The organism is Streptomyces scopuliridis (genome assembly GCF_042790125.1).
Lineage (GTDB): Bacteria > Actinomycetota > Actinomycetes > Streptomycetales > Streptomycetaceae > Streptomyces > Streptomyces scopuliridis_A.
This window is the reverse complement of record NZ_JBHTZS010000029.1, coordinates 71,628-90,776: the sequence shown is the minus strand read 5'-3', so window position 1 is coordinate 90,776 and position 19,149 is coordinate 71,628. Positions and strand designations below refer to the sequence as shown.

9 protein-coding genes are annotated in these 19,149 nt (G+C 72.0%); 7 read left to right on the top strand and 2 right to left on the bottom strand.

The genetic code is table 11. The annotated features are described in order from the left end of the window. The 6 genes from ACFRKB_RS31480 to ACFRKB_RS31455 form a co-directional block, all read left to right on the top strand. A partial coding sequence (locus ACFRKB_RS31480; protein ID WP_383110016.1) for a type I polyketide synthase occupies positions 1 to 2,156 on the top strand: 2,156 nt, incomplete at its 5' end. Between the two features lie 390 nt (positions 2,157 to 2,546). Next, a complete protein-coding gene (locus tag ACFRKB_RS31475; protein WP_383110015.1) occupies positions 2,547 to 3,302 on the top strand; it encodes a thioesterase II family protein in 756 nt (251 codons plus the stop codon). A 531-nt stretch (positions 3,303 to 3,833) separates the two neighbouring features. After that, the gene (locus ACFRKB_RS31470) at positions 3,834 to 6,740 is read left to right on the top strand and encodes a helix-turn-helix transcriptional regulator (protein ID WP_383110014.1); all 2,907 of its coding nucleotides are present in this window, start codon (positions 3,834 to 3,836) and stop codon (positions 6,738 to 6,740) included. Positions 6,741 to 6,764: 24 nt separating this feature from the next. Next, positions 6,765 to 9,614: an AAA family ATPase gene (locus ACFRKB_RS31465; protein ID WP_383110013.1), complete on the top strand. Its 2,850-nt coding sequence runs from the start codon at positions 6,765 to 6,767 to the stop codon at positions 9,612 to 9,614. Continuing rightward, the gene (locus ACFRKB_RS31460; RefSeq protein ID WP_383110012.1) at positions 9,604 to 12,441 is read left to right on the top strand and encodes an ATP-binding protein; all 2,838 of its coding nucleotides are present in this window, start codon (positions 9,604 to 9,606) and stop codon (positions 12,439 to 12,441) included. Before ACFRKB_RS31465 ends, ACFRKB_RS31460 begins: the two co-directional genes overlap by 11 nt. Positions 12,442 to 12,950: 509 nt before the next feature. Then, complete coding sequence (locus ACFRKB_RS31455) at positions 12,951 to 13,526, top strand: LuxR C-terminal-related transcriptional regulator (RefSeq protein ID WP_365970840.1); 576 nt, start codon at positions 12,951 to 12,953, stop codon at positions 13,524 to 13,526. Positions 13,527 to 14,376: 850 nt separating this feature from the next. On the opposite strand, the gene ACFRKB_RS31450 is transcribed toward ACFRKB_RS31455, so the two are convergent. Next, positions 14,377 to 15,135: a hypothetical protein gene (locus ACFRKB_RS31450; protein ID WP_383110011.1), complete on the bottom strand. Its 759-nt coding sequence runs from the start codon at positions 15,133 to 15,135 to the stop codon at positions 14,377 to 14,379. 468 nt (positions 15,136 to 15,603) lie between these two features. On the opposite strand from ACFRKB_RS31450, the gene ACFRKB_RS31445 reads away from it, so the two are divergent. Further along, complete coding sequence (locus ACFRKB_RS31445) at positions 15,604 to 17,727, top strand: FUSC family protein (RefSeq protein WP_383110010.1); 2,124 nt, start codon at positions 15,604 to 15,606, stop codon at positions 17,725 to 17,727. 38 nt (positions 17,728 to 17,765) lie between these two features. Here ACFRKB_RS31445 and ACFRKB_RS31440 read toward each other — a convergent pair whose 3' ends face one another. Beyond that, a complete protein-coding gene (locus ACFRKB_RS31440) occupies positions 17,766 to 19,031 on the bottom strand; it encodes an acyltransferase family protein (protein WP_383110009.1) in 1,266 nt (421 codons plus the stop codon). Positions 19,032 to 19,149: the final 118 nt, after the last annotated feature.

Below are 19,149 nucleotides of genomic sequence, written 5' to 3'. Positions count from 1 at the left end.
GGGAGGGTGTGTCGCTGCACGCGACGGGTGCTTCGGCGTTGCGGGTGCGGTTGGCGCCGGTCGGTAAGGACGCGGTGTCCGTGTCCGTCGCCGACTCCTCCGGTCAGCCGGTGGCTTCCGTCGACTCGCTGCTCGTACGGGCCGTGTCGAACCAGCAGTTGAACGGTCCCGCGGGTGCGGGCAGGGACGCGCTGTACGGTGTGGAGTGGACGCCGGTGACGGTCGTGGCCGAGTCGGATGTTCCGGGGTCGGTGGTCGTCCTCGGAGCGGACGCGCTGGGACTCGCCGACGGTTTGGCCGGGTCCGGTGCGGAGGTCGGGACGTACGCGGATCTCGCTTCGCTGGCGGCGGGGGAGGCCCCGGTGCCGGATGTCGTGCTGGTGCCCGTCCTGGGCGAACCGGACCGTGCCGAGGCAGAGCGGGCTGAGCAGGCAGTACCGGCGGTACCCGGCGCGGTGCGCCAGGTCGTCTCCCGGGCGCTGGGGCAGCTCCAGCAGTGGCTGGCCGAGGACCGGTTCGCCGGCTCACGGCTGGTGTTCGTCACCCGGGAAGCGGTGGCCGTGGACGGCGGCGCTGTCGCCGACCTGGCGGCGGCCTCCGTATGGGGTCTGGTGCGGTCCGCGCAGTCGGAGAACCCGGGTTGCTTCGGGTTGCTGGATCTCGAACCGACCGCTGACGTCGCCGCGTTGGCGCCGCTGTCCCGGGCTCTCGGTTCCGGGGAGCCGCAGTTGGCGCTCCGCGGGGGCGAGGTCAGGGCCGCCAGGCTGGACCGCGTACCCCTCCCCGAGCCGGTGGCACCGGCCGCCGGTGAGACGGAACGCGCGGGAGAGAGCTGGGAGCGGGGCGGCACCGTACTGATCACCGGCGGAACCGGCGGTCTGGGCGCGGTACTGGCCCGGCACCTGGTCGCGGAACGCGGCGTACGACGGCTGCTGCTGCTCAGCCGGCGCGGCCCCGGCGCCGAGGGCGCGCGAGCGCTCGTCGAGGAACTGGAGGCGCTCGGTGCGGACGTCACGGCCGCGGCCTGTGATGTCGCCGACAGGGGAGCGCTGGCCGAGGTGCTGGCCGGCGTACCGTCCGAGCACCCGCTGACCGCGGTCGTGCACGCCGCCGGTGTGCTGGACGATGGAGTGGTCGGTTCGCTGACGCCGGAGCGGCTGGACACGGTGCTGCGTCCGAAGGTGGACGCGGCGTGGTATCTGCATGAGCTGACGCGTGATCTCGGTCTGGCCGCGTTCGTGGTGTTCTCGTCCGTGGCCGGTGTCTTCGGTGGTGCGGGGCAGGGCAACTACGCTGCCGCGAATACCTTCTTGGACGCTCTGGTGGCGCGTCGGCGGGCGGAGGGTCTGCCGGGTGTCTCGCTGGCGTGGGGTCCGTGGGATCAGGCGGGCGGGATGACCGGGACGGTGACCGAGGCGGACATGCGACGCCTGGCCCGCTCCGGAATGCCTCCCCTCTCCGTCGAGCAGGGCGTCGCGCTCTTTGACGCGGCGGTCCCCGGCTCGCGGGCGCTGCTGCTGCCCGTACGGCTGGATCTGGCGGCCCTCCGGGCCCAGGGCGAGATCCCGGCTCTGCTCAGCGGTCTGATCAGGACCACGTCCCGGCGGTCGGCGACGGCCGCTCCGCGGTCGGCCGAATCGCTCGGACAGCGGCTGACCGGGCTGACCGACGAGGAGCGCCGTGACGTTCTTCTGACGCTGGTCCGCGAGCAGGCGGCCGTGGTGCTCGGACACACGGACGGGGCGGCGGTCGGTGCCTCGCGGCAGTTCCAGGAACTGGGCTTCGACTCCCTGACGGCGGTGGACTTCAGGAACCGGCTGAACGCGGCGACAGGGCTGCGCCTGCCGGCCACCCTGCTGTTCGACTACCCCACCCCGGCCGCCGTCGTGGACCATCTCCACTCCCAGCTGGTGACCGAGGAGGTCACCGGGGCCGGATCGGTGCTGGCCGTTCTCGACCAGCTGGAGAAGGCGATCACGGAGATGACCGTCGACGCCCAGGAGTTCAAGCACGTGGCCGGACGCATCGAGGTGCTCAGGACGAAGTGGGCGGCGCTGCGGCAGGAGTCGGCGAACGGCTCCGGCGAGTTCGACCTGGAGGCGGCGTCGGACGACGATGTGTTCGCGCTCCTCGACGACGAACTCGGTCTGTCCTGAATCACGGGGTCCGGGAGACGGTCCACGTCTCCCGGACCCCCGAACTGCCTTCGCTTCGAAGGCGGTTCCTGCACTCACGAGTGGGTTCCGTCACCGATGTCCCCACAGAGACTAGGGAATTTCCCACTGTCCGTCCTAGTGGAATGGGGTGGTCGGTCACCGGGCCGACACGTGACGGTCGATGACGGAGAGAGCGCGAGTCGGATGATGTGAGTCGCCGGCCCGCTCTGTTGGGTAGGAGTGCCGCATGGAACGTTCGGTCGCGTCGGTGAGACCACGGCGCTCAGGGTGTGTCACGTCCCGTCATGTCCCGTTGTCACCGGCCCGGAGGCCCGGACCGCCGTTGCGCGGTCCGGATTGCTCGGCCCACCCCTAGGAGGATGCAACACGATGACGACGTCCACCGAGGAGAGCCTTTGGGCGCGGTGCTTTCATCCAGCACCGGCCAGCTCGGAACAACTCTTCTGTTTCCCCCACGCGGGTGGCTCGGCGTCTTTCTACTTCCCGGTCTCCGCTCAACTGGCGTCCGTGGCCGAGGTGTTCTCGGTGCAGTACCCCGGCCGTCAGGACCGTCGCAAGGAGACCAGCCCCGGCGATCTCGGGATCATGGCCGATCAGATCTACGAGGCGCTGCGCAAGCAGCTCCGCGCCCGGCCGACCACGTTTTTCGGACACAGCATGGGCGCGACGATCGCCTTCGAGGTCGCGCGGCGGTTCGAGGCCGATGGCGGTGAGCTTTCCCATCTGTTCGCCTCCGGCCGGCGCGCCCCGTCGCGCCACCGGGACGAGAGTGTGCACCGGCGCGACGACGACGGCATCGTCGCCGAGCTGAAGCTGCTCTCCGGTACGAATACGGCGCTGCTCGGCGACGAGGAGATCCTGCGGATGATCCTCCCGGCGATCCGCAGTGACTATCGGGCCATTGAGACCTACCGCTGCGATCCAGCGACGCGGGTCCGGGTCCCGATCACCGCGCTGACCGGCGACAACGATCCGAAGACCACGCTGGACGAGGCCGAGGACTGGCGTGGACACACCACGGGAGCCTTCGACCTGGAGGTCTACCCCGGCGGGCACTTCTTCCTCAGTTCCCAGGCGCCGGCGGTGATCGCGCTCCTGCGGAAACATCTCTCCGCCCAGGCATAGTCCGCCGATTCCGCTGAGCGACCGATCTCGCTGAGCCATCGACCCGTCTGTGCCGCCCACCCCCGGTGATCAGGGGTTCCGAGGGGTCAACACCTCTCGGAAGATCAACACCATCGGGTGGTGTGTGCCCTCTGATGTACTCCTGGCGCGTGCGATGGCGTGAGTGCGCTTATCGCTCTGGAAGAATGTCCTCTCGTGCGGTCATCCGGATCATCCGGTTTATCCGGACATCCGGGTTTCCGGAGTGGTGTGCTGCCCGGCGTACGGGGGGCTCACCGGGCGGGCGCGCCACCAACTCCCGGACGGTGCAGTGGCGTCCAGCGGACAGTAGTGCTTGATCCAGTTCGCGCTGGGTAGTCCCCAAGGGCCGAAACGGGCCTCGTGGGCTTGGTGGGTTGCGGGATCCTGTGATCATGTAACCTCGCGCCGTCGATCGTGGAACGTTCAGCTGATTTTGCGAGTTGTGCGGGAAGTTGCGGGCGCGAAGACGAGTCATCGCGTCTGTTGTGTCCCCCGAGAGGCGAGGAGACCATGATGCTGGACCAGGCCGATCTCACCGGTTTGTCCAGCACTCTGGTCGGACGCGCCCGTGAGCTGCGGGTGCTGAGCCGCCATGCCGAGGCCGCGCGCGCCGGGCGGGCAGGTCTGGTGATGCTGTCCGGCCCCGCCGGCATCGGGAAGACGAGCCTGCTGCGGGCGTTCCTCAAGAGCGACGCGTGCCGCAACATGGCCGTGCTGTACGGCTCGTGCGGCGAAGTCGCCGCGGGCGCGGGATACGGCGGCGTACGGGAGCTGTTCGGCTCGCTGGGGCTCAGCGGGGAGGACGCCAGGAACTCCCCGCTGCTGCGCGGTCTCGCCCGTCGCGCGCTGCCCGCCCTGACGGCCGGACCGTTCGATCAGGAGTCGTTGGGCGCCTCCGCCACCTACCCGGTGCTGCACGGGCTGTACTGGCTCGCGGCGAATCTGATGGTCGACCGTCCGCTCGTGCTCGTACTGGACGATGTGCACTGGTGTGATGAACGCTCCCTGGGCTGGGTGGACTTCCTGCTGCGGCGCGCGGACGATCTGCCGCTGCTGGTGGTGCTCGCCCACCGCAGCGAGGCCGAGCCGGTCGCGCACTCGGCGCTGGCCGACATCGCCGCGCAGCGCCGGCCGGCCCTGATGCGGCTGGCGCCGCTCACGCACGCGGCCGTCGGCGAGATGGCCCGGCAGATCTTCCAGGCGCCCGTCGAACCGTCCTTCACCGAGCGCGCCGCCGCCGTCTCCGGCGGCAACCCCCTCACTCTCAGCCGGCTCCTGGGCGAGCTGCGCGCCGAGGGCGTGCAGCCCGACGAGAAGGGCGTACGGAGAGTCGCCGAGGTGGGCGGTCAGGTGATCGCGTCCTCCGTGAGCGCGTTGTTGGACAATCAGCCGCTCTGGGTGCGCGAGGTGGCCCGGGCGATCGCGGTCCTCGGCGAGGAGTCCCCCGATCTGGTCGGCATGCTCGCCGATGTGCCCCCCGCGCTCGTCGCCGAAGGCGTTGTCGCCCTGCGGCGCGCCGAGGTGCTGGCCGCGGACCGGGCGGACCTGGTGCATGACGTGGTGCGCTCGGCCGTACTGGAACCCCTCGGCGCGGAGGCGCTGGCCGGGCTGCGGACCAGAGCCGCCCTGCTGCTGAGCGACGCGGGCCGGCCCGCCGAGGAAGTCGCGGGCCGGCTCATGCTGCTGCCCGCCCTGACTCAGCCGTGGATGCCGGCGGTGCTCCGCGACGCGGCCTCCCAGGCCGAGGGGCGCGGCGCTCCCGAGGCCGCGGTGCGCTATCTGCAGCGTGTGCTGGAGGTGGAGCCGCGGAGCGTGCCGGTACGGATCCAGATGGCCACGTCCCTCGCGGAGATCAATCCCGCGGAGGCCATCCGGCTGCTGGAGGAAGCGCTGTCGCTGGCCGATGACCCACGCGCCAGGGCGATGGTCGCCGTGCGGTACGGACTGGTCTGCCTGGCCGTTCAGCGGTCGCCCGCGGGCGTACGGGTCCTCGAAGAGGTCCTGGCGGAGCTGGAGGCCGAGCTGGGCCCCGGCCCGGATCCTGCCGACCGTGAACTGCACACGCTGGTCGAATCGGTCCTGCTCATCGTCGGGGCGGACGAGAAGGCGACCGTCTCCGCGACCCTGGACCGCGCCGCGCTGCTGACCGCGCCTCCCGGCGATACGCCCGCCCAGCGCCAGATGCTCGCGATGATGACCGTACTGACCGCGATGGACGGCCGCTCGGCGGAGCGAACGGTCGAACAGGCCCGCCGCGCGACGAGTTCACCCGGCGCCGAGCTGGAGAGCTGGCCGCTGCTCGCCTCGTCGTTCGCGCTCAGCCTCGCCGACGAGGTGGACGAGGCGCTGGACGCGCTGGACCGCATGCTCCAGCACAGCCAGGACAACGCCGCGGTCTGGACGTTCGTGCTCGCGCTGTCCACCCGCGCTCTGGTGCTGCACGGCGCGGGCGCGTTCCCCGACGCGCTGGCCGACGCGCAGACGTCCATCGAGATCATCGGCGAGGAGAGATGGGGTGACGGCGCCGCGCTGCCGCAGATCGCGCTCGCGACGATGCTGGTCGAACGGGGCGAGGCCGAACGGGCCGAGGAAGTGCTCCGCGGCATCAAACGGGGCGGCCTCGACCGGTTCGTCATCGAGTACCACTGGTCGCTGATGGCGCGGGCCCGCGCCCGATGGGCGCTCGGTGACCGGGAGGCGGCGCTCGGTCTCTATCTCGAATGCGGCAGATCGCTGGAGGAGTCCCGGTTCAGCAATCCGGCGTTTCTGCCGTGGTGGTCCGAGGCGGCGTGTCTGCTCGCGGTCATGAACCGCGGCGACGAGGCCCGGGAGATGACCGAGTACGGCGGCGAGCTGGCCCGGCGGTGGGGCACCCCCCGCGCCCTTGGGCTCGCCGCGCTGGCCCGCGGTGTGATCGCCCCCGGTGGCACGGGCATCGAACCGCTCACCGAAGCGGTTCTCACCCTGGCCGGCTCGCCCGCCAGAGCCGAGCACGCCAAAGCCGAATTCGTCCTCGGCCGCGCCCTGCTGAAGACCGGCGACCAGCGCGGCGCCCGAGAGCATCTGCGGACCGCCACCGACCTCGCGCAGCGCTGCGGGGCCCTCGCGCTCGCCGGGGTCGCCCGCAGGCTGCTGGTCACCGCCGGCGGCCGGATGCGGAAGATGAGCGCCTCACCGCTCGACATGCTCACCGGAATGGAACGCAGGGTGGCCGGCCTCGCGGCGGCGGGCGCCAGCAACCGCTCGATCGCGGAGACCCTGTTCGTCACGGTACGCACCATCGAAACACATCTGACCAGCGTGTACCGGAAGCTGGGCGTGAGCGGGCGCACCGAACTGGGCGCCGTTCTGCGCACACCCGACCTCCCCGATGGGCAACCGCCGGGCTGGGTATCCGAATCACGCTGGCGACGCTGAAGCGAACGGGGCGAGGCGGTGCGTGTGACTGGCCGGAACGACAATTGTCTGGGCACGCGGTCCCTGGAGTGGACGTACGGACCGGACACCCGTCGAGACGCGATCGACCTGCTCGAACGCGGGCGTGAGCAGGCGGCGCTGACCTCCCTGCTCACCGCGCTGGGCAGCAGACGCGCGGGCGTCGTGACCCTGACCGGGAGACCGGGCCACGCACAGAACGCCCTGCTGAGATGGGCCGCCCGGCGCGCCCGGGGCGGCGGACTGGGTGTGCTGCACGCCCAGGCGGCCCCGGCCGAACGTGAGGTGCGCTACGGCGTGATCGCGCAGGTCATGACATCGATGGCAAACCAGGGCCAGGCCGATGGCGGCCCGGCCGGCTGCTCGCTGCGGGAGCTGATGGAGCACCGGCAGCCCGATCCGCTGCCCGGACTCGACGGAACGCTTCACCTCGCACGGACGATGCCTACCCTGCTGGTCATCGAGGACACCCAATGGCTCGATCCCGCCTCCCTGCGCTGGCTGCACGCGCTGGTCCGGCGGCTGACCCCGGACACACCGGTAGCGGTACTGGCGAGCGGCAGCGGTGTGTCGGCCACGGGCCGGGACTGGCTCAGCCTGCTGCCCTCCTCCCCGGTCCCCAGCAAGCAGCTCGTGCTGCGCGGACTGACCGAACACGGCGTCGCCACGGTGGTGGAGACGGTCTGCGGCACCCCCGGCGACCAGCGGTTCACCGCGACGGTCGCGGCGGCCACCGAGGGCAACCCCGCCGTACTGCGCGAGGTGCTGTGCCGGTTCACCGACCAGGGCCATGAACCGGTCGCCGCCCGGCTGCCCGAGCTGCGTACGATCACCGCCGCCGTCGTCGGCGACCACGCGACGCGCTCGCTCAACGGTCTGCCCCCCGAAGCCGTCGCGCTGCTGCGGGCGCTGGCCGTCTGCGGCGAACTGCTCAGCTTCCCCCTCGTCCGCGCGCTGGCCGGGCTGAGGCCCGTACGCGGCCAGGAGCTGCAGGTGATGCTGGAGGCGGCGGGACTCACCGTCTCCGGAGGAACGAGGACACAGGTGCGCCACCCCGCGGTGAAGGCCCGGGTGCTGGAGGACATGGCCACCGAAGAACGGGTCCAGCTGTACTCCCGGGCGGCCGAACTGGCCCACCGCGCCTGGGCGAACGACGAGGACGTCGCGCAGATCCTGCTCCGTACGCCGCCGCTGGGAGCCCCCTGGGTGGTCAGCACGCTGAGCGAGAGCTTCACCGCCGCCCTGAACGCGGAGGACCACGGCCGGGCCGCCGCGTATCTCTCCCGCGCGCTGCGCGAACCGCTGGAACCGGGCGAGCGCGCCCGGCTCACCCTGGAACTGGCCGCCGCCGAAGCGGTGTCGGCGCCCCTGGCGGGGGACCGAAGGCTCGGCGAACTCGTCCGGGACGGCAGCGGCGCCCCCGAAGGACTCCGCGCCCGCGCCGTCGACCTCGGACTCGCCCGAGGCAACAGTGACTGGGCACGCCGCGCTGCGGCCGAGGCGCTGTGCGACGTCCCGCCCGGCGAACGCGACAGTCTGATCGCGCTGTTCTGGCTCGCCGACGAGTCCCGGGACGACACAGAACCGATGGTGCCCGAGGTCCCCGTACTGCCCGCCCGCCCCTCGACCCCCGTCCAGAGCGGGGTACGCGCCTGGCAGCTCGCCGTGCGCGGCGAAGACCTGGAGACGACCAGGACGCTGGCCCGCGCCGCCCTCGCGGGCGACGGCCCCGACACCCCGCTGGTGCTGCCCCGGCTCGCCGCCTGCCGGGCCCTGATCCTGACCGATGACCACGAAGAGGCCGCCGCGGAACTGGACACGCTGCTCACGGTCGTACGGCGCGACCACCGCAGGGCGGCCACCGCGCGGCTCCTGACCGCGCGCGCCGAACTGTCCCTGCGCGCCGGCCGGTTCGACGCCGTCGAGCGGGATGTCGACGCCGCCGAACGGGCCCTGCCGATGTCGAGCAGACATCCGCTCATCGCCCCGAGCCTGACGGCCCTGCGCATCGCGACCGCGGTGGAGGCCGGCCGCCAGGAGCACGCGCGCACGCTCGCCGCCGCGCCCGCGCCGCCCGGGGCGGAGGACGGCGTGGCCTGGGCCGCTCTCCTCTTCAGCAGGGCGCGCGTCGCCGCCGTCGACGGACGCTGGACCGAGGCGATGGAGCTGGCGAAGGAGAGCGGCCGGCGGCTGCTGCGCAGACAGTGGAGCAATCCGGCGCTGGTGTGCTGGCGCCCGCTGGCGGCCGAGGCCTGCTACGCCCTCGGCGACCGCGAGGAAGCGGCGCGGCTGAGCCTGGAGGAGCTGAGACTGGCCCGCCGGTGGGGCTCGGCGAGCACGGTCGGCCTCGCCGAGCTGTGGACCACCCCGATGACCGGCGCCGGCGGCAGGCCCGTGATCGCCGCCCGCCAGGCGGTCCGTGAGCTGCGCGACTCACCCGCCCGGCTGACCTACGCGTGGGCGCTGGCCCGACTGGCCTCCTGCGAGCTGGAGGAGGGCGACAGCCGGGCCGCCGCGCTCTCCCTCGCCGAGCTCTCCGCGTTCACCACCCCTCATCCGCCGAGCCGGCTGGCGGCGGTGGTGCGCGGGCTCACCGAACGGCTGGAGAAGCCGGCCCGGCCGGTGACCCCCGCCCTGCCCCGGGAGTGGACCACGCTCTCGGAGGCCGAACAGCGCACCGCGACCTACGCCGGACGCGGCCACGCCAACCGCGAGATCGCGGAGCTGCTGTCCGTGAGCAGACGCACAGTCGAGCTGCGGCTGAGCAACACGTACCGAAAACTCCGTATCAGCGGACGCGAGGAACTGTGCGTGCTGGTGAGGAACATGGGAGAGCGGCCGAGCGATGCTTCTTGAGCGGGAGTCCGAACTGTCCTGGGTGGAAACCGCGTTGAGGGCCGCGGACGAAGGCACCTCATCGGTGATCCTGCTGTGCGGACCGCTCGGCATCGGAAGATCCGCCCTGCTGCGCCGGCTTCCCGGTGTCGCCTCCGGTACGGACGTCCGCGTCCTGCGGGCGAACGCCGCCCCGATGGAACGGGACTTCGCGTTCGGTGTGGTCCGGCAGCTGCTCGACAGCCTGCTCTCCGGTGCCTCGCAGACCGACCGCGAGCGCTGGGCACGCGAGCCCGGCCGGGCCGGCGGCCTGATGCTCGGCGCCGACGACATTCCGTCCGGCCGGCCGCTCGCCGAGGACGTGCCGATGGGGGAGGCGCCCGGCGGCGCCGGCGCCTGGGGCCCAACCGCCGCCGCTTCCGAGGCGACCCTGCACGGCCCGCGCTCGCTCCTCGCCGACATCAGCGAACACGCCAGGCTGCTCATTCTCGTCGACGACCTCCAGTGGGCGGACATCCCCTCCCTGCGCTGGCTCGCCTATCTCACCAAGCGGCTGCGGGGGCTGCGGCTCGTGCTCGTCTGCACGCTCCGGGACGGGGACCAGGGCGCCGGACACGCCCTGGTGCGCGAGATCGCCGCCGCCTCGACCCGGATACTGCGTCCCGCGCCGCTGTCGCGCGAGGCCACCCGTGCGGTCATCCGCGAACGGTCCGGCGTGCCCGGCGACGAGGAATACGTACGCGCCTGTCATGAAGTCACCGGCGGCAACCCGCTGTTCCTGATGTCCGTCCTGCTGGGCATGGAGGCGCGGGGCCACGAGCCGACCGCCGACCACGCCGACCGGGTACGCGCCCTGCGGCCCGCGGGGCTGCGGGAGCGGCTGGCGAGCTATCTGCGGACGCGGCCCCGGGCGGTACGGGACACGGCCGCCGCGATCGCGGCCTTCGGCGGTCACGGCGACCCCCAACTCATCACGGAACTCGCCGGACTGGACGAGATCGGCTTCAGCGCCGCCCGGCGGGCGCTCCGTGAGGCGGGTCTGCTGGCCGACGCGCGCGAACCGCGCTTCTTCCACCGCGTCGTCCAGGACGCCATCGAATCCGCGATGACCGTGGCCGAACGCGAACGCTGGCACGCCGCCGCCGCGGACCTGCTCTACCGCAGCGGCCGTCCCGCCGAGCAGGTCGCCGCCCATCTGATGGCCGTCACGACCTTCGGCCGCCCCTGGTCGGTGATGGTGCTGCGCGGCGCGGCCGACACCGCGCTGCGCCGGGGCGCGCCGGAGACCGCCGCCCGCTATCTGCGCCGCGCGCTGCTCGGCCACCGCCCCCAGGACGAGAGCCGGGCCAGACTGCTGGTCGAACTGGCCACCGCGGAGCGTGGATTCGACCCCGAGGCCTGCCAGCGCCACATCGTCCAGGCGATGCCTCTGCTGACCACGGTCAGGGACCGGGCCGCCGCCGCGCTGCGTATCCCGCCGCCGCTGCTCGGCGCCGTACCCCCTTCCACCGCCGCGCTCCTGCGCGGTGTCAGCGACGAGCTCGGCCCGCCCGCCGAACTGGACGGTCCGGCCCGGGAGATGGCCCTGCGGCTCGAAGCCCGGCTCAGGCACTACGGGCATGAGAACCCGGGAGAGCTGGCCTCGGCCATGGAACGCCTGCGCGAGCTGGGGGAGGACCCCCCGCTCGGCTCCGCGGCCGAACGCGAGCTGAGCACCGTGCTCCTCTTCTCCGGCACTCTCACCGGCCGGCTGTCCGCGGCCGAGGCGGCGCGCACCGGCGGTCGCATCCTGGAACGCGAACCGGCCACCTCGGCAGGCGCGCACACCGCGCTGCCGCTCGTCGTCATCACCCTCTTCGCCGCCGAGTCGGTACAGGACGTGGGCTCATGGCTGTCCACCGAGCAGCACACCCGCTGGCAGCACGCGACCGGCGCCGACAGTGTCCTCCTCCTCGCGGAACGGGCGTTCGTCCTCGTCTCGCAGAGCAGGCCCACCCAGGCGCGCGAATATGTCGAACGTGCCATGGGGTCGGCCGAGACGGACTGGCGCGAGGCATCGATCATGGTCCTCTCCACGGTCGCACTCGAACTGCGTGACCCGGCGCTCAGCGAGCGGATCCTCGCCAGGGCCCGGCGGCGCCGGACGGCCGGACTGGCCGTGACCGCGTCACTGCAGATACTCCAGGCGTCGGTGGACGCCCAGCGGGGACTGCGCTCCGGAGCGCTGGAGAGACTGCTCGCCTGCGGCCGTCAACTGGATGTCTCCGGCTGGCGGAACTCGGCGCTCTTTCCCTGGCGTCCGCATGCCATCGGCCTCTACCAGCGGCTCGGCGACTCCCGGTCCGCGCTGCGGCTCGCCGAGGAGGAACTCGCCTGGGCCACGGCATGGGGCGCACCCGCCGGGCTCGGCCGCGCCCTGCGGCTGAAGGGCTGGCTCCAGGGCGCGCAGGGTGTCCCGCTGCTGCGCGACGCGATCGCCGTACTGCGCGACTCATCCTTCGAACTGGAACTCGCCAGGACACTCGTGTTGTTGGGACGGCAGCTGGGCAGCGGCCCCGAGGCGGAGGCGGCGCTACGGGAGGCGGGCACCCTCGCGGCGGCCTGCGGTGCTCCCTGGCTGGTCGAGCGGGCCGAGCACGGACTCGGTACGGCCTCCGCCCCGAAGACGGCCGTACTCACCCGCAGCGAGCGCAGGGTGATCACTCTCGTCGGCCGCGGGCTCACCAACCAGGAAATTGCGGGTGAACTCGGCGTGAGTTCGCGCGCCGTTGAGAAACATCTAACGAATTCCTATCGGAAGCTCGGCATCTCGGGCCGGCATGAGCTGGCGGGTGCTCTTCCCGCGTAGACTCCGACGGGTAACTGTTAACACCATGCTACGTGCCGCTGTGACCTGTGCGGCCCCTGTGCGGTTTGGTTCGGTCCGGCATGCTACGTGAACCTCAAGGGAACCTCAAACAAGGCCGAATTGAGCGGATGCCTCGCCAATCCGTCCCGCCCGGCATGCCGGGTTTTTCCCACCGTAGACATCGCCATTGCGGACCGAACCTTCCGGGGGTGGGACCACAGCTTTAGCCGTGTGAACAGGGGTCTTGTTGACGGGCATCCGCAAAGCTACCTACTCTCAATTCAGTAAATGGATAACCCGTCAATGAGGTCACCCGAGACCGACTGCCGGTGTTATCCGACCCGCATAACGATGTTGAGTATTCCCAATGAATCGGGGGGACCCGAAAGGATGGCGGTCTCGTGGCGATTGCTGCACTCGCAGATTCGACGCAGGTCACAACCAGCGACCTCAAACCCGACCAGAACGGGCACGGACGCGCCCAGCAGTTCGACCAGCCGGGGCTGTGCATGGCCTCACTCGACCCGGCTCTGACCATCCAGCAGGCGAACGAGGAGTTCTTCCGTCGGTTCGGTGACTCCTCGGCAGGCGTCTGCGGCCGTAGCTTCCGCGATCTGGTGCATCCCAGCGTCCAGCAGCCGCTGATGCGCCAGTTCTCCCGCCTGGTGGAAGGCAAGCGTCAGCGGTTCGCCTCGCATGTGGTGGCCGTGGGGCCGGAGGACTCCGCCTTCGCCGGGACGCTGACGGCGGCGGCCGTCAGCGGGGAAACACCCGACGTGGCCGCGATCCTGGTGCTCATGCGCTCCTCGGAGGGGTCCGGGGACGCGGGCGTGCTGACCAACCAGAAGAAGATCCTCACCGAGATCGACGCGCGCATTCTTGAGGGCATAGCCGCTGGTCTGTCCACGATCCCGCTGGCCTCCCGGCTCTATCTGAGCCGGCAGGGCGTCGAGTACCACGTGACGGGGCTGCTCCGGAAGCTCAGGGTGCCCAACCGGGCCGCGCTGGTCTCCCGGGCCTACTCGATGGGCGTGCTGAACGTCGGCACCTGGCCGCCGAAGGTCGTCGAGGACTTCATCAAGTGACCACGGCGGCGGAGCCGGCCGCCAACGGCTCTGTCCGCCGCGGTTGATACCGCCTATATCGCGGGAATCCGCCGCACCGCACATCGACTCGCCACACCGCACATCAACCCGCCGCACCGCGCATCCACCCGCAGGACCGTGACGCCTCGACCGGGCGCCACGGTCCTGCGGGTTTCCGCGTTCTTGTCCGGCTTCCCTCACCGATCAGCTCCGTCGGCTATTTCGCCCGGTATCCGTCGCGCGTTCGGTTGGTCATGCGACCGTAAAATCCCGCTCGCCGGGTCCGCTTGTGCCGTCCCGGTTGTCTGTTTGCCGGGCATTGCCGAAGACCGTGCCGAAGGCGTCCGCCGCCGCCGCACGACGAGTGAACCCGGGCGGCATGGCGATAGTGGAGTTCACATGTATGTGCTATTTCGCATCGGTGGCGTGCGAGAAACGTTTCGCTTGGTCTCAATGGGAGATGCCCCACGCCGTGGAGAGTGAGCGATCCTCAGTAATTGTGCTCTGCGGCACATTTCGAAGCCGGATGTTCGAAGGGAAAGGTTACCGTGTGGTTTTGGCCACCGCCGCATGTGGTTTTGCTGACCGATTCGACCGGCGGTTCCGGACGGGGCAACGGCGGTCGCGGATACTGTCGGCCGGTATCGACTGGAAAGTGTGGCCGAGAAGTGCCAGGTGCATAGTCGCACGCCCGCGATTCGCCGGACGGCCTTTCCCTTCACGCCGTGCTCCCAATCCCCCCGCCGCAACCGAATCCGGACCGGCCGTGGCTGAGCCACGGCCGGTCCGGAAGAGACCTCGATACGAGAGGCGGACACAGGCACTGTGTGGGGGGCGATCAGCTGGATCCTCAGCCGGCGGACGCCTGGTAGAGGCCGCGGCCGGCGCGGTGGGCCCGCGAGGTGCCGACGAGCCGGTCGAGGGTGCTGCGTACCGCGTTGATGCTGCCGGGGGTGCCGTCACGGCCCAGCGCCTGTGCCACATCGCGGGCACGGACGGGGGTGCCGGCGGACGCCGCGAGCACCGCGAGGATCTGCTCGGTCAGTCCGCTCGCCTGCTCGTCCGCCGTGGCGGGAGCAGCCGTCTTCTTCGCCGCACGGGTCTTGGTGGCCGTGGCGGGCACGGACTTCTTGGCCGGACGGCTCTTCCGCTCCTTGGGCGCCTGCGACTTCGCCCCCGAACCGCCGCTGGAGGTGCGCGCCGACGCCGACGCGGACTTACGGGACTTGCTCGCCTTGGCGGGCGCGGGCGCCGGCTTCTCCTCGGCGGAGGCTTCCTCGGCGGGCGCGTCCTCGGAGGCGGCTTCCTCGGCGGGAGTCTCCGCCACAGCGGTCTCCACGGCGGTCTCCACGACGGGAGCCTGGGCGGCGGGCGCCGCCACGGCCGACGGTTCCTCGGTCCGCTGCTCCGGCACGGTCTCCAGCGCCTGGGGGGCGGCGGTGAGCGCCTGCAGCGCGCCCAGGGCGGTACGTACCGACGCCAGGCGCTCGGTGACGCCCGCCAGTTCCCGTTCGAGCGACTGCTGCTGTGTTTCCAGCTGCGGCAGTTCGTCGCGCAGGAGCGCCGTCGTCGCTTCGATGCTGTCCGGTGTGTTGGACGGTGATGTCATGGTGCAGCCCTCTCGTTCCGTGTCACCGCTGTTGTTGCCCCCGTTGGTGACCGCTGGAGAGCAGACTAGGCTCTGTTGCGTTGTGATTGGTAACGGATGAGCGTGGTACGGCCCGGGGTTCGGGGCCCGGAGCCCGCGCGCCGAGGTGTGAAACGGCCCCACGGGCAGCCCAACTCCCCCTCGGCGCAGGGGTGGTGTGAGACCGAGGCACGAGCCGCGCGCCGACAAGAAGCCGTGGGAATTAGTTCCGCGGCCCGGCAGTGTGGCCGCGCTTGGATCCCGGCCGCCCGAGCGGAACGGGGAGCCTCGGCGGCCGGGGCGCCACCATGCCGGAACGCGTCCGACATCCGCGCGTAACAGAACAGCAGCTCGAAGGGCAAGCGTTGGTGTTACGGTCGGGGACACGCGGTCGCCGCTGCCCGCCGGTCTGCTTCCCTCGCCCGACATGACCGGTCGTACAGGAGACTCGTGTCCGCACCGCCTTCCCTCCGCCCCCGTTCCTCCGCCGGGCGGTCCATGCCCGCGTGGCTCACCCACCCCCTGGGCTGGCGATCCGCGCCCATCCCGTGGACCGCCGCGCTCCGCGGCGCCCTGAGCGCCGGACCGCTGCTGGCGCTCGGCCTGCTGACCGGACATCTGAGCCAGGCGGTCCTCGCCGGGCTCGGCGCGATGCTCGCCGGTGTCAACGACCGGCCGGGCACACGGCGTACCGGTGTGGTCCACATCGGTCTGCCCGCCGTCGGCGGCGCCTTCGGGCTGCTGTGCGGGGGACTGCTCGCCGATGCCGGGAACCGCTGGACCGCCGTACCCGCGCTCTTCGTGGTGGGCTGGCTCTCCGGCGCGCTGAGTGTGACCGGCCCGGTGTGGTCGGCGGCGGCCATGCAGTGTCTGGTCACCGCGGCGATCGGCGCGGGGATGCCGATACCGGGCCCCGCGTGGCTCAAGGCCGGCTGCTATCTGGCCGGCGCGGCCTGGCTTCTGCTGCTCCGGTTCGCGCTGCGCGCCCCGCGGGACATCCTGCGGCGCGGTGCCCGCCGCGAGGGGGAACGCGAAGCCGTCGCCGCGGTCTTCGACGCGCTCGCCGACGCCCTCCACGCCCTCGGCGGACCCGACGCGGAGCCCGCCCGCCGCCGGCTGATCGCCGCACAGCACCGCGCGGACGAGTCGCTGCGCCTGATGCGACTGCTGCCCTTCCCCGGGGCTTTTCCCGGGCCCTCCGGGGCCTTCCCCGGACGGCGCGAGGGCCGCGGCTCCGCCCAGGCGTACCGGATAACGGAGCGCTTCGCCGCCGCCACCGCCCTCTGCGAGGCCGGGATCGCGCTGCTGTGGGAGGGCAGGCCGCTGCCCCGGCAAGTGGCGGACGCCCCACGCCTGCTGGCCGCCGCCGTACGTGCCGACTCCGCTCCCGGCGCACTGGCGAGCCCCGTCTCCGACACGGTCCAGCGCGGTGCGTTCGACCGGGCGCTGCTGGCCGCCGCGGTGACCTTCGACCGTACGGCGCCGGGGCGGACGCCCGTACCGTACGAGCCGGCGCGTCCCCCGCGTGCGTCCCTGAGCACGCGAAGTGCCCGCCGGGCGCTGAAGGAGCTGACCGCGCCCGGCTCACTGCGTACGCTCGGCCGCGCGTTCGCCCCCGCCAGACGCGAGAACGCGCTGCGCGTGGCGCTCTGCGTCGCGGCCAGCGCCGCCGTCGCGCTCAGCCTCCACCAGACCCACTGGTACTGGCTCCCGGCCACCGCGGCCTTTCTGGTGAAGCCCGATCTGGGGCCGCTCTTCTCCCGGGTGGTCAACCGCGTCGCCGGCACCGCCACCGGTGTGCTCGTCTTCACCGTCCTCACCCTGGCCATGGCGGGCCTCGACGGGCTGTGGTGGCTGGTCGCCGTGGTCGTGGCGGGCGGCGCGCTCATCCCGGTCGCCACCCGCCACTTCGGCTTCCAGACCGCGGTGGTGACGCTGCTCGTCCTCTCCTTCGTATACGCGGTGGGTGACACCGAGGCGACCGCCGCCCGGCTGCTGGACACGGCACTCGCCTGCGGGATCGTGCTGCTCGTCGGCCACCTTCCGCGTCTGACGGACCCACGTGTGCGGGTCGGCCACCGCTTCGCCGTCGCGCTGCGCCGTACGGAACGGTATCTGCGGCACGTACTGGACGACCCAGGGAGCGCACCCGGCGCCCCCACAGGCGCGGCGGGCGCGGCGGCGCCCCGTGGGGGAGACGCGACGGGCATCGCGCTGCGGTACGCGGCGTACCGGGCGCTCTCCGAGGCGCGGGCCGCCGCGGAGACGGCCGCGGCCGAGCTGCCGGGACCCCACCGCGCACACCGCCACGACTGGCTGGCCGTCATGGCGCGCGCGGAGCGCATCGTCGACGCCGCCACCGTCTGCGCCGTACGCGTCGAGCAGGGGGTGCCCAGGCCCACGGCCACCGAGGCACGGTGGGTGACCGGAGCGCTGGCCGCGATGGCTGACGCGCTGGAGGGCGGCCGGGACGCCCCGATGCCGGTGCTGCCGCCGGTCCCGAAGGACTGCCGTTCGCTGCGCGATGTGATGACCGAACTGCATGGCATTCAGTCCCTGACCTCCGTCCCCTGAGACGGCGCGGGCCACCACCACTCCGGCCGGCGGTCCCGTCAGGCGATCGCCGGGACGGCGGCCGGCCGCGGCCGTTTGCGCCGGGTGAGCGGCTTCTCGATGAGGTAGTGGGACGCCGTGGCGGCGGCGAGGCTGGCGGCGACCGTGGCGGTCGCGTGCCACGCGTCGGACACGCCCAGATCGGAGACCAGCCGGCTGAGCGGGTAGTGCCAGAGGTAGAGGCCGTAGCTGAGGTTGCGGCCGACCCAGACGAGCGGGGCCAGGGACAGCCCCCGGGAGAGCCAGGTACGCGGCCGGAGCTCCAGCGCCGCCACCACCGTCGCCGACAGCACGGCGGTCACCAGGAAGCCGACGGTGTACCAGGGCATGGTCCAGGCGCTCGTGCCCGTCATCGGCACGTACCAGACGATCAGCCCCAGGATCCCCAGCGCGGGCCAGGCCAGCCGGGCCGACCACCGCCGCAGCGCGGCCAGCCGCGGGTCGTCCGTATGCAGCCGGGCCACCAGGATCGCGAGGACCGCACCGGCCAGCAGCTGGTCCGCGCGGGTGTCGACCCCGTTGTAGATACGGTGCGCCGCGGTCGGGTTCCACAGGACGAAGCGCCAGACCAGTGGCAGCAGACACAGCGCCGCGGCGCAGCACAGCACGGTCCGCGCGCCGACCCGCCGCAGGAGCAGCACCAGAACGGGCGGCCAGAACAGGTAGAACTGCTCCTCCACACTCAGCGACCAGGTGTGGGACAGCAGAGAGGTGTCGCTCGAATAGACGCCCGGCTGGGCGGCCCTGACGATGTTCATCAGGAAGGTGGCGGCCAGCACGATCGCCGCCCACGCGCCGTCGAAACTCGGCAGTCGTGTGGTGAGCGCCAGTACGGCGCACACCGCGCAGACCGCCAGCAGGGCGGGGACCAGCCGCAGCCAGCGCCGCCAGTAGAAGGACCGCATGGCGACATCGCCGGTACGGGCGAACTCGGCCAGCAGCAGCCGCGTGATGACGAAGCCGCTGATGGTGAAGAAGACATCCACCCCCAGGGCGCCCCCCGGCAGCAGGCCCGGTTCCAGGTGGTAGACGATGACCACCGCGACGGCCAGCGCCCGCAGCCCGTCCACGCCCCTGACGCGTCCGTCGGCCCGTAGCGCGGAGGGGAACCCGCGCCCGCCCCGCACGAGCCGGCCCTCGACCCGTCGTGGGAGGAGGGCCAGAGCTACACCGGGCCGGTTGGCGTGGTGCCCGGCCCGGTCGGGTAGGTGTACGGCAGCGGTGCCCGCGCTGCCTCGTGCGTCGGAGGTGGGTGGGGTGTCCATTCAGTGCCCGTGCCCAGGATGCGGCGGCGCACTCGGCAGTTAACGGAATACTCAGAAACACCACACGTCCGCCGCGCATCGGCGTGACTGTCCCCGCGGTGTCGAGCCCCGCGGTGCC